The sequence below is a fragment of the Thalassotalea sp. Y01 genome, from assembly GCF_012932945.1.
Taxonomy (GTDB): Bacteria; Pseudomonadota; Gammaproteobacteria; order Enterobacterales; family Alteromonadaceae; genus Thalassotalea_A.
The window spans coordinates 96,418-108,767 of the sequence record NZ_JABBXG010000003.1 but is presented as its reverse complement, the minus strand read 5'-3'; the positions used below and the strand labels follow the sequence as shown (position 1 = coordinate 108,767).

9 protein-coding genes and 1 other RNA gene are annotated in these 12,350 nt (G+C 43.9%); 5 read left to right on the top strand and 5 right to left on the bottom strand.

The genetic code is table 11. The features are described from left to right. Positions 1–119 precede the first annotated feature (119 nt). Positions 120–5,177 carry a PAS domain S-box protein gene (locus tag HII16_RS05380; protein ID WP_169128154.1) on the top strand — a complete coding sequence of 1,686 codons (5,058 nt, stop codon included), beginning with the start codon at positions 120–122 and terminating at the stop codon, positions 5,175–5,177. Positions 5,178–5,337: 160 nt separating this feature from the next. Here the strand turns inward: HII16_RS05380 and HII16_RS05375 are convergent, their stop codons facing one another. The 4 genes from HII16_RS05375 to rnpB form a co-directional block, all read right to left on the bottom strand. Then, the gene (locus HII16_RS05375) at positions 5,338–6,057 is read right to left on the bottom strand and encodes a DUF481 domain-containing protein (protein ID WP_169128152.1); all 720 of its coding nucleotides are present in this window, start codon (positions 6,055–6,057) and stop codon (positions 5,338–5,340) included. A gap of 239 nt (positions 6,058–6,296) precedes the next feature. Continuing rightward, the gene (locus HII16_RS05370) at positions 6,297–7,622 is read right to left on the bottom strand and encodes a GntP family permease (RefSeq protein WP_169128150.1); all 1,326 of its coding nucleotides are present in this window, start codon (positions 7,620–7,622) and stop codon (positions 6,297–6,299) included. A 160-nt stretch (positions 7,623–7,782) separates the two neighbouring features. Beyond that, positions 7,783–8,196: a hypothetical protein gene (locus HII16_RS05365; protein ID WP_169128148.1), complete on the bottom strand. Its 414-nt coding sequence runs from the start codon at positions 8,194–8,196 to the stop codon at positions 7,783–7,785. A 251-nt stretch (positions 8,197–8,447) separates the two neighbouring features. Then, an RNA gene (gene rnpB, locus HII16_RS05360) (RNase P RNA component class A) lies at positions 8,448–8,834 on the bottom strand. A gap of 114 nt (positions 8,835–8,948) precedes the next feature. Here rnpB and HII16_RS05355 point away from each other — a divergent pair. The 4 genes from HII16_RS05355 to HII16_RS05340 all read left to right on the top strand — a co-directional run bounded on the left by HII16_RS05355 (position 8,949) and on the right by HII16_RS05340 (position 11,467). Then, on the top strand, positions 8,949–10,250 hold the full coding sequence (locus HII16_RS05355; RefSeq protein WP_169128146.1) for a DASH family cryptochrome: 1,302 nt from the start codon (positions 8,949–8,951) through the stop codon (positions 10,248–10,250). A gap of 4 nt (positions 10,251–10,254) precedes the next feature. After that, positions 10,255–10,404, top strand: a complete 150-nt coding sequence (locus tag HII16_RS05350) for a DUF2256 domain-containing protein (protein WP_169128145.1) — start codon at positions 10,255–10,257, stop codon at positions 10,402–10,404. A 104-nt stretch (positions 10,405–10,508) separates the two neighbouring features. After that, complete coding sequence (locus HII16_RS05345) at positions 10,509–10,763, top strand: DUF3081 domain-containing protein (protein WP_169128144.1); 255 nt, start codon at positions 10,509–10,511, stop codon at positions 10,761–10,763. 53 nt (positions 10,764–10,816) lie between these two features. Next, positions 10,817–11,467 (top strand): glutathione S-transferase family protein, encoded by a 651-nt coding sequence (locus HII16_RS05340; RefSeq protein ID WP_211183409.1) that lies wholly within the window; start codon positions 10,817–10,819, stop codon positions 11,465–11,467. On the opposite strand, the gene rsmI is transcribed toward HII16_RS05340, so the two are convergent. Then, positions 11,443–12,291 (bottom strand): 16S rRNA (cytidine(1402)-2'-O)-methyltransferase, encoded by an 849-nt coding sequence (gene rsmI / locus HII16_RS05335; protein ID WP_169128143.1) that lies wholly within the window; start codon positions 12,289–12,291, stop codon positions 11,443–11,445. The genes HII16_RS05340 and rsmI overlap by 25 nt on opposite strands. Positions 12,292–12,350: the final 59 nt, after the last annotated feature.

Here is a 12,350-nt window from a genome sequence, read left to right as displayed (position 1 = left end):
TTATGCCTGGAGAAAAAATAGGGAAAAGCTAGTGATATTATTCCTGTTTCTATAACAATGCGCTAAGGTACTGCTATGCTTAAATAAATTGTCTAATCTAGCTTAGATTTTGAAGTACCATGTATAACGAATCCATTTTGGCCGCGGTCGTTCTGTTAATTGCTCTATTGATTTTTGTGGTACGCAAAATTCGCCAGCAAACACAACAGGAATTAACCCTATTTCTTGGTAATGCCCAGTCGCGGCAACTGATCGCTGGCGCCTTGATGATCTTTTTGATCATTATCTCGGTGATTATCAATTACGGTCTGCACACCATGCGTGAACAAATGCAGTCTCAGTCCACCTCGTCATTAACAACCGTTGCTGATACCACAGAGTCTTCCTTATTAACCTGGTACCATAATCAAATCGCCTCATTGAAAGTCATTTCTGAAGATGCTGAAAACATTCAATTGGTGCAACGACTACTCAAAGCGGATGTAAACACCCTCGCCACAAATCCTTATTTACACCGGCTGCGGATTCATTACAATGAACTGCCTTTAGAGTACCGTCATGTGGGCTTTTTCATTATTTCTCAAGATAACATTAATTACGGCTCATTGCGTGATGAAAATTTAGGGCAAAAGAACCTTATTGCCGAACGTTTTCCCGAACATTTGGACAGAGTATTTAATGGTGAAACCGTCATCATTGGTCCGATGCGCAGTGACGTATCATTACATCAAGTTCAAAAAGGATTAGGTGCCCACAACACCACCATGTTTATCGCCGGGCCAATGCGTAATGAGAAAGGCGACGTTGTCGCCGTAATGACATTGCGCATCGACCCATTTCGCGAACTGTTTAAAGTTACCACCAGTGCCCGAGTCGGTAAAAGTGGTGAAACCTACTTAGTCAACAAGCAAGGCATTCTAGTCTCTCCCAGCCGCTTTGAAAAACAACTTACCGAGATTGGTCTTATCTTAGGAGGCCAATCAAGTATTCTCAGTATCGAGTTAAAAGATCCCGGTCGTGAGCTGACCGCCAAGGCTCCGTATAATAAGCAAAAAGACAACGCGACTTGGCCGCTGATCGCCAGTGTGGAAAACGTGTTACAAGGCAAAAATGGTGAAAACAGCGAAGGTTATAATGACTATCGCGGGGTGAAAGTACTTGGCTCTTGGCGCTATGTCGAAGAGTTAGAACTTGGCATTATTACCGAAATCGATTTGCAAGAAGTTCAAGAAGGTTATGTGCAATTGCGCTATACCATCATCGCCGTTTTGCTGAGTATTATCGTATTAACGGCCTTGCTAGCCAACACCGCACTTAATATTGTCACGCGCATGAATAATCGTTTGGCGCAATCAAATAATGAGTTAGAGAGTCGTGTTGAAAAGCGCACCAAAGAGCTATCCGACCGAGAAGCTCGGCTATGGGATTTATATCAAAACTCCCCCGTTGCGCACGCTACTTTGCAACATAATGGCGCCATCAGTAAGCACAATAAAGTGTTTGCACAATTAGTCGGCTACGATACCGACCACATTAGTATCATTAAATGGCAACAATTACTCCCCGAAGATGACGCCAGCCATAGCGGCGAAAAAATGTTTGAATCCGCAAGAAACGGCGTGTCCCTAAAAGATATAAATATAGAACTGCTCAACGCCACCGGCGATATTCTCAAAATTGCTGCATCAGCAGTACCGTCACAAGACAATAAAGAAGTTCGCCTGTCACTGGTCGATATAACCGAGCGTGAGAAAGCACTGACATTGTTGACACAAAATGAACAACAATTCCGCTCTATGGTGACCAACATTCCTGGCACCGTATTTCGCTTTCGCTTTATCGAAGATTTTAATACTGATTCAAAACTCATATTTGTCAGTAAAAAGATCGAAGAAATCACCGGCCACAGCGCCGATAAATTTGTCGGTAAAGACGCAACATTAGATTTAGGCAACTTTGTTCACCCAGACGACCAAAAATTATTGGATGCGCTTACCGAACGCTCACTAAGAGATGGCAAGACATTCGCGATCACCATGCGCTTGAATAATAAAGATGGGAAGTACCGCACAGTGCAACTTAAGGCTGGGGCATTAAACGATCCGATCACCGACAGCAAATATTTTGATGGTGTGATGATTGACATCTCTGAGCAAGAGTCGCTGAAGAACGAATTACAAAATAGCGAAAGTCGCTACCGTACCATATTAGACAGTGTTGCTGATGGTGTCGTGGTTATTGATAAAAAAGGCATAGTGCAAGAATTTTCAACCGCAGCACAACGCATATTTGGATATAGCAGCGACGAAATCATTGGTAAAAATATTTCGGTTATTCAACCGAAACAGATTGCCGATCAGCATGATGAACTACTTGATAACTATAACTCCGGTAAAAGTTCGACGGTTGTCAATAATGTCCGTGAAGTCCAAGGCCAACGCAAAAATGGCGATGTTTTCCCTATGGACTTATCGGTCAAAGAAAGCGTGCTTGATAAAGAAACCGTCTTTATCGGCATTATGCGCGACATTACGGAGCGTCATGAGCAAGAGCTCAAAGTTAAGCAAAGTGAAGAGCGGCTTGATGCGGCAACCTTTGGTGCACGTATAGGTTTATGGGAATTTTTCCCTGATAAAGAAATCATCCGAGTTAACCGCGTTAGCGCCAATATGCTCGGTCTCAGCCATGACAGCGACTTTGTCGAAGAAGAGAAAGACTGGTTTACTCTGCACGATAGTTTGAATACGTGGGGCAAATATATCCACCCTGAAGACAAAGACATGGCCGAGCAACGCATGATTGAATATTTGCGTGGTCAACGTACCGAGTTTAAAGAAGAATTGCGCATGGGTGCAAACGCCAGTAAATGGATACTTGATGTGGGTCGCATTACTGAAACCGATACTGATGGTCGCGCGACACGGGTGTCGGGTGTGCATATTGACATTACCGAGCGCAAACAGCTGGAATTGGATTACATAAAAGCACAACAAGTGGCAGAAGAAGCGAATCAGGCGAAATCAGATTTCTTGGCCAATATGTCACATGAGATACGCACGCCAATGAATGCCATTATCGGCATGTCACATTTGGCGTTAGAAACCGACTTAGATAAGCAGCAACGCAATTATATTGATAAAGTGCATCGCAGTGCAGAAAGTCTGTTAGGGATTATCAATGACATCCTCGACTTCTCAAAAATTGAAGCTGGTAAACTCGATGTTGAAGAAATTGACTTTAACCTTGGCGATATCCTCGAGAATTTAACCAACTTCGTAAGCATCAAGGCCGAAGAGAAACACCTAGAATTATTGTTCGATATCGAATCTGAACTACCGATGAATTACAAAGGTGACCCACTCAGACTGACCCAAGTATTAATTAATCTGGCGAACAATGCGGTTAAGTTTACCAGCGAAGGGGAAGTGGTTATTCGTATCACCCGTAAATTCGCTAATGATGAAATTGCAGAGCTTGAGTTCTCGGTTATTGATTCAGGCATCGGTATGAGTGACGAGCAACAAGCCAAGCTATTTCAACCCTTCACTCAAGCCGATGCATCGACCACCCGCAAACATGGTGGTACCGGATTAGGTTTGGCAATATCGCAAAAGCTGGTCAAACTTATGGGCGGCGAAATAAAACTGGAAAGCGAAGCGAATAAAGGCAGCACCTTCTCTTTTGCCATCACCTTTAAACGTCAAACACCGCGACAAAGAAAGCCAATTGTGGCGCATCAAAAAATTGAACGTGTTCTCGTGGTGGATGATAACCTGCATGCGCGTATTATCTTTGAAAAAATCATCGCCAGCTTTGGTTATCAGGTGGATGTTGCAGAAAGTGCAGCAAGAGGCTTAGAGCTGCTGCAAGACGCGGATAAAATAAAACCTTATCAATTGGTATTAATGGATTGGCAAATGCCAACCATGGACGGCATTGAAGCAATTAAAATCATTCAATCCAAGCTTACGTTAAAACATAAGCCAATCATATTTATGGTCACAGCCTATGGCCGTGAAGAATTAAACATACGCCTAGAAAATCTGCAGGTTGAAACCATATTGACCAAGCCGGTGACCGCATCGAGCCTTAATGACGCGATCAATGATGCCATGGGCGACAAACGCTTAGGTGGCAATGGACATTCTCGTCGAGACGTTTCGGATGACGCAATTGAGGCACTACAAGGTGCCAATATACTGGCGGTTGAGGACAATGAAGTAAACCAAGAATTGATCATCGGCTTATTAGGCAATAACGGTATTCAATGTACCATCGCTAATAACGGCCAAGAAGCCATTGATATACTTAACAAGCAAAGCTTCGACGGTGTATTAATGGACTGCCAAATGCCGGTGATGGACGGGTATACCGCGACGAAACTGTTACGCCAGCATGATAAGTTTAAAGAGTTGCCTATTTTAGCGATGACCGCTAATGCCATGGCGGGCGACAGAGAAAAAGCCATACAAGCCGGGATGAATGATCATATCCCTAAACCGATAAACGTCAGTGCCATGTTTAAAACCATGGCGAAATGGATAACCCCGGCGCCTAGCAGCCAAGTCAGTGGCAAACAATCACCTGAACAAGCAATAGAACTCCCTGAAAATTGGCAATACATTGATATCAGCGATGGTCTAAAACGCACCATGGGCGATAAAAAACTCTACCTTAAGTTATTAAGGAAATTCGCCAGCAATCAACGAGACTTTGTCAGTAATTTCAACAAGGCGTTGACCGATAACGACGAAGACAGTGCCACTCGACTCAGCCATTCGCTAAAAGGATTGGCTGGCAATATTGGCGCAATGCAATTACTCCATACCGCGGAATTACTCGAAGCGCAATGTAAATCCGGTCATATTAGTAGTCGGAGTTTACAAGAAGTCGATACCGCGCTTCAGGACGTGTTAGCAGAACTTGAAACCTTGACGCCTGAAGACGTACAAATATCAACAAGTGCCGAGATAAGCGATCAACAACTGTATGATATTCTCTATCAATTGAAAGCCATGCTGGTTGATTATGACACGCAAACCGGCGAGTTTTTACAGCAAAACCAGCAAGCCTTAATGACTAAAGACAGCAATGGTTGGTTACTTAAACTCAGCCAAGCCGTTGAAAATTATGACTACGATAAAGCCATCATCTTGGTCGATGAAAAATTGAGTTAACAATTGCTCCAAAAAGAGAGTCTAGTCTAGCCTTTTAACACACAGCAAAAACACAAAATCCAGCGAGCGTTACCCCTGCTGGATTTTTATCTGAGTTCATGCGCTTACGATAACGCAAGACTAAAGCAGCTTAGCTTCAAGCAATCAACACAACCGCATTTTAGAAAGAATAAGTCACACTGACAATAGTTTCTGTGTCAGTGTCTTCACTTCCTTCTGGGACTTCAGATTGATATTTTACGTTGTAGCTCAGTTTCATTGCTAAGGCGCCAATCACTTGCACCTTTAACTCACTGCGGGAATAAGCGATATCGCTTTCATCACCTTTTTCATAACTAAGGTATTGTTTAAATGATGCGTTTTCTGAAAACTGCCAATCAACCAAAGTCGATAACGTCACAATTGGCTCATCTTCATCTTCACCTGTAGCAGGGTCTTCAACTTTCGAAGAACGATAACCGGCACCAGCCTCAAGATCCCAATCTAATGTTTCTAAGTCGTATAGGTTCCAACCCACACCAGCGGTTAGCGTTGATTGATAATCATAACCACTAAACTTGTCGGTTTCGTAGGTTGCACGACCAAACACATAGTTTTTCTCGGTAAAGTTATAAGCCAATCGTGTAAAGCCCATGTATTTCTCAGCAGTTCGGTCATCCTCAGTTTCAGAGAATAATGACTCAGCAATAACATCCCACTTCCATGGTTTATTTTCGCGAGTAACAGAAACTTTACCAGCCATCGTTGATTCTTCGGTGTTACCGGTAAGATTGGTATAACCAAAATCGACATCACCAGACCAAAGCTTTATCGCTTCATCTTCAGCATAAACATTGGCTGATGCCACAGAAAGGGCAAGCGCAAGATATTTAATAGTCATGATATTCCCTAAAATATTATTAATATTTGAGCAGCTAAGAGCCACGATTACTTTTTATACGAATATTGTAACCGCAATAGTTTAATAACACTACTGTTACAAACAGCGTATTTATCGTTAAAAATGCCGTTTTAAAGACTTAACAAATATGACATAGTCGATAAATGTTTAAAGACACTCTTATGATACGTACTGCGACATCCCACACTCCGATGTAATTGACACAACCATTTGCTGCGCTAACTCAAATACCAAATCGCACCTATGGTGCAAAAGGCAGGAACCACCATGGTCATTTTCGCCAGAGCCATATACGCCGACTGGTGTGTTTCACCACAAATAGCCCGTACTAATGTCACCACATAGCCATTGTGAGGCAGGCTATCTAACACTCCTGACGATAAAGAAATGGTGCGATGTAAATGCTCTGGATTAGCACCAGCGTCAAGATATATAGGCCCTAAAATAGGCAATGCGATGGTTTGTCCGCCAGATGCGGATCCGGTGATACCGGCAATGACTGTGACCGCAATCGCTGCGGACACCAAAGGAGCCCCCGGTATTGCCGTGACGGCGTCAACAGCAAAAGCAAATGCCGGAGTCACTTTAACAACCGTGCCAAAACCAACCACCGCAGAGGTATTCGCGCCAGCAACTAAAGCGCCTAAAGTACCTTCTGAGGTTACATTTTTTAGTTTACTGCTTAACTGGGGCCAGTATCCAATCAGCAACACCAAACATCCCGCCAGCAAGGCGATAACCAAGGCATTGTTTTTATATTCTTGATGAAACAAAAACGCGGTAATAAACACCGCAATTAACGAAACAAAGGCGATAATCGGGCTAACCTGCTGTGTTTGTTGTTGACCTTCGTTTGCCGACATAATTGATGCTTGGGGCAAGACAAAGCGCTCACCATTGGCATAGGCTTGGTTAATCATTCTGTTTAACCAAAAAATACCCGCAACAGCCATAACAACAGCAGTCACTAGGCTAACCGGCCAAGCAGCATAAGGCGTGGTACCTAAATATGGTGCGGGTAACCAGTTTTGTATTTCCATAGAGCCAGCACTGGTCATAGTAAATGTGACAGAGCCTAACGCTAGGGCGGCAGGAATAAAACGATGTGGTAAATCAGCTTGTTTAAATAGGCTAGCCGCTAACGGATACACGGCAAATGCGGCAATAAACGCACTAACGCCGCCATAGGTAAGAATGCCCGTTGCTAAGACAACCGCGGTAACCGCACGCTTCATACCAACATAATTAATAATCCAATAGGCAATGCTTTTCGCGCCACCAGAATACTCCATCAATTTGCCATACAAAGCACCGGTTAAGAATACTAAAAACCAAACACTTAAAAATTTACCAAAGCCCCCTAAGTAGGCGTCAGAATAATTTGCTGCATCTGGGTTACTGGCGCTGGCGAAAATGGCAAGGCCATTAGTAAGCGCAACCACGAGCGCACAAATTGGCGCCGCAATTAATAGGTCCATGCCTTTTAAAGCAAATATGGTGAGTAAAATTAATGAGGCGATTAAGCCAAGAAGACCGAAATCCATAACAGGGCAATTAATTTTTATTATTTGCGTTTGTTATATCACAGGCTGAGAAAAAGCGAAAATCGAAGAATAAAAAGTCGGTTAAAAAAACACCTCTGAACAGTTCATGTTCTGAGGTGTCAGTATTTGATTATCTTAGCGTTAGCAAGTAATTGGATGGTTATTCTGTTTTAGCAATAACTTCACTGTTATTTACAACGTATACGGGCGATTCTTTGTTTACACTGCTGCACTTAACATCAGGCTTATCGCACCAGGTATCAACAACAGCAAGCTCACCGGCGACTTCAACAACATAACGCCAGCCATAAACCGTCTGCTTTTTCTTATTCATTGCTCGTTTAGCACCGATTAAACCGCCAGCAACTTTTGCCGCATCATTACCACTGCCAGAACCTATGGTTGAGCCTATGGCAACACCCACACCTGCCGCTAAAACCGGTCTACCGTCTCGGCCCACTTCACCGGTGATCACCTCGCTGCTTTTAACAACGCCTTCTTGTACTGTGCTCGCCGCATTAGCGGTTGCACACAAACACGAAGAGACCAGTAAACAAGTGAATAGCTTTTTCATGAAGATACCTCAACAGTAGTGCCTTAATGGCAAAATAATAGTTCGAGAGTATAGAGATAAGCCTTACGCGGCGATAACAATAAATAGTCATGAGCGTTATGACTGATACGCATATCTATGTCGCTATCGCAATTTGGTCAAGCCATAGCTCAAGCAGGCTTCTACGGTATTAGCCGGTTCCAACGCGAGCGTTACTTAACCGTAAATATACAAAAACCCAGCTAACGTTAATTAGCTGGGTTTTATTTTGTTTAGTGAGTTGGCCGTATAAGCCGGGTTCTGTTATGTCTAAGACACGACAATCATTCGTCTAGGCTATGAGTCGCCCCATAGCTCAAGCAACCTACCCGGTTCCAACGCGAGCCACGCCGTCAGGAACCCTATTTGGTCTTGCTCCGGGTGGAGTTTACCCTACTGCCAACTGTTACCAGTGACCCGGTGCGCTCTTACCGCACCCTTTCAGCCTTACCTGTGCTACTAAGTAGCCATCGGCGGTCTTCTCTCTGCTGCACTTGTCGTCGGCTTTCGCCGCCCAGACGTTATCTGGCACCCTGCTCTTTGGAGCCCGGACTTTCCTCCCCTTACTCCGTCTACCCCGAAAGGTACAACGAGTAAGCAGCGATTGTCTGGCCAACTCGCGAACATTTTAATCGAATGCATGCTCTGGGTAAACGAATTTAGTGGATTAAATGACAAACAGACGGATAAAACCGAGCCAGTGTTTGTATCGTACAACCTATATGAGGGGTACTATGACAAACAATCTGTTTCTATTTACCAACGATTTACGCTTAGACGACAATTGGGCATTGCAAGCCGCAGCCGCCCAGTCTCAGAGGCTAGCACTGGCTTACCTGTTTGATGACAATGAATGCGTTGCTGATTTTAGCGACTGTCGGTTTACTGGCAACATGCGTTTAAATTTTATTCGGCAAGCCTTGCGGCAATTGCAAACACAACTTAAAAAGTTTGATCAGCACCTGCATATTGTTTCCAGTCATGGGGTGTCAGCGCTGATAGAATTTATTGAGCGGCATCAGATAACGACCTTATTTTGCTCGACGCCAGCGGCAAGCAATGAAAAACGTAAGCTGGCGTTTATCGTCAAGCGCTGCGGCGTCACATTGCATTGCGTCAACCAAACAACACTGCAGGCGGCAACCGATTTACCCTTCTCAATAGCAGAATTACCGCAAACCTTTAGTGCCTTTCGCCGTAAGGTTGAAAAACAGGACCTCAATATACAAGCGTGCATTAAGCTTATCAGCCTACCGCCGCCGGTTGCGCCGAAAGGCGATGATGGTATGCGTACAGCCAAAACCATATCGTCTGTTGAGTATGCGACTAATGGGGCGGCGATTTTAAACGATTACTTCAAAACCAAACGAGCGTTAACCTACAAGCAAACTCGTAACGCCTTAGACGATGAAGCTGCCTCGACGCGTTTTAGCCCACTATTGGCGAATGGTTTAGTATCCGCGAGGCAAATTTGGTGGGCACTGAAAGCGTTTGAACAAAACCATCAAGCCACTGAATCGACCTACTGGATAGGTTTTGAATTACTCTGGCGCGACTACTTTTACTGGTTATTGGCAAAACATAAAGATCGTTTTTTTAAATTCACCGGCATTACTGGAAAGCGTCCTCTAACCAGTTTTCATCCACAGCGTTTTAAGGCGTTTTGTAGCGGGCGAACACCTTCTGCGCTTGTCAACGCGGCAGTAAACCAACTCAATGCAACCGGTTATTTATCGAATCGAGCCAGACAAATAGTCGCCAGTTATTTCGTCAATGAATTACAGCTTGATTGGCGTTTTGGCGCCAAGTTTTTTCAAATGCAATTGATCGATTACGATGTCGCTGCAAATTGGGGCAACTGGCAATACATCGCTGGTGTTGGATGCGACCCAAGACAGGGGCGGCATTTTAATATAGATAAACAGCAACAACTCTATGACCCAGATGGGCATTATATTAAGCGTTGGCGAGGTCAGTCCTATAGACAGACGTTAGACTCAGACATGGTTGACTGGCCGCAGATGCAAGTACGATAAACTGATGCCTGTCGCCGATAAACGTGCCACAAAAGTCTGCCCTGTGTGCATGAGACCATTTAATTGGCGCAAAAAATGGCGCAATAACTGGCCAAGCATTATCTATTGCTCGGCGCGTTGTCGTTCTCAACGCCGAGCACTATCGCGTAAATGAACCATTTTTCTGGTAAGTTATAGAGCAACTCAATAGAGTATAAGATTGCTATTGTGATAGGTAATACAGCGCAATAAATTGAGTAACGCGATAGAGGGAGCGAGATGGAAAACCTAATTGATAACAAGGTGGCATTGACTGCATTTGAACGCATTACCCGATTGGGTGAAAAAACTGATACGGGTTATCAGTTTCAAGGGGTGAGTGCTTGGCAAGATTATGACGGTTATACCTGCTTTTTAGGATATAACGATGTCACCATGACATTAATGTTTCACGGTAAATATGACATCGAATACAGCACCAGCGATTCACTTAAGCAATTTATGAAAAAAATAAACCTTATTTGCGCCGACTAACAACGAACTGTTCTATATTAATATTTAGATAATGTATTGATTTGGCGAAATTTATGAGTATAGAACTTTGGCATTGCCACAACTCTCGCTCTTTACGAGTGCTTTGGGCGTTGGAAGAGATGCAAATCCCCTTCACCTTACACAACCTGGCTTTCCCACCGCGCTTTCGTCATCCGGAATTTATTGAAATTAACAACCTTGGCACCGTTCCTTACCTTCGCGACGATACCATCAATATGACCGAGTCTTGTGCAATTTTGGTCTATTTGGCCAATAAATATGGCCAAGAACATTTAACCATCAGTTGCCAACACGCCGATTATGGTGATTATCTCAATTGGCTATTTCAAAGCGATGCCACCTTAACCTTTCCACTGACTCTGTTACTGCGGTATGGTCAATTTGAAAGCCAAGAACGTCAACAACCGCAAGTCGTCGAAGATTATAGCGTTTGGTTTTTAGCAAGGTTAAAGCGCCTGAATGAGCACCTGGTCGATAAAACCTACTTAGTTGATGAACGTTTTACCATCGCCGATATAGCCGTTGGCTACAGTTTGTATTTAGGGCAACTGCTTGGCTTAGACCAACACTATAAGCCACAAACTAAATCTTATTGGCAACGTTTACAGCAAAGACCGGCGTTTATGAGCAGTGTCAATGTCGGCGCCAACGAAGCCGATTACTTCATATCTAAAGCAAACTGATACAAGGCATTCTTTTTAACGCCGTGAATTTCTGCGGCGATTGCGCAGGCCTTTTTCGGCTTCATTTCCGCCACCAATAACTTTAAAGTTGCGATGGCCTCAGGTGGTATGGCATCCGGATCACGTGGCTTACCCTCGATGATTAATACCATCTCACCTTTTAATTGATTGGCATCTTGTTGCAACCAAGCTAGCACATTTTCTGCGCTGTCTGCATGAACAGTTTCAAAGGTTTTCGTCAATTCTCGGGCGATGACAATTTGTCGAGCACCACCGAGCTGGCTAACGATATCTGCTACCGTATCTATCGCCCGACGAGGCGCATCATAAAACACCATGGTCCGCGACTCTTCGGCAAGTTTTGCTAATACGCTCTGTCGCGCCGTCGATTTAGACGGTAAAAACCCTTCGAAAGAAAATCTATCGGTCGCTAACCCAGACACAGACAATGCCGCTATGGCAGCACAGGCACCTGGTACGGGAACTACCGCAAGGTTTTCCCTTCTAAGATGACGAACAATATGAAAACCTGGATCAGAAATGAGCGGTGTGCCGGCATCAGATACTAAAGCAATACTTTGCCCTTGCTGTAACATGTTGGCGATTTGTTCTTGTCTTTGACGCTCGTTATGATCGTGCAGCGACATGGTTTTATTTTTAATATTAAACGCGGTCAGTAATTTATTGGTATGACGGGTATCTTCACAGGCGATAACATCAACTTGAGAAAGCACGTCAATCGCGCGTTGAGTGATATCAAACAGGTTACCTATTGGCGTTGAAACCACATATAATGTACCTGAATTAACCGTAAACTGATTCATAGATAAATTTCCAGAGAAGACAAATGGTTGCTCGCAAAGCAGTGAGCGGTTTATTATAT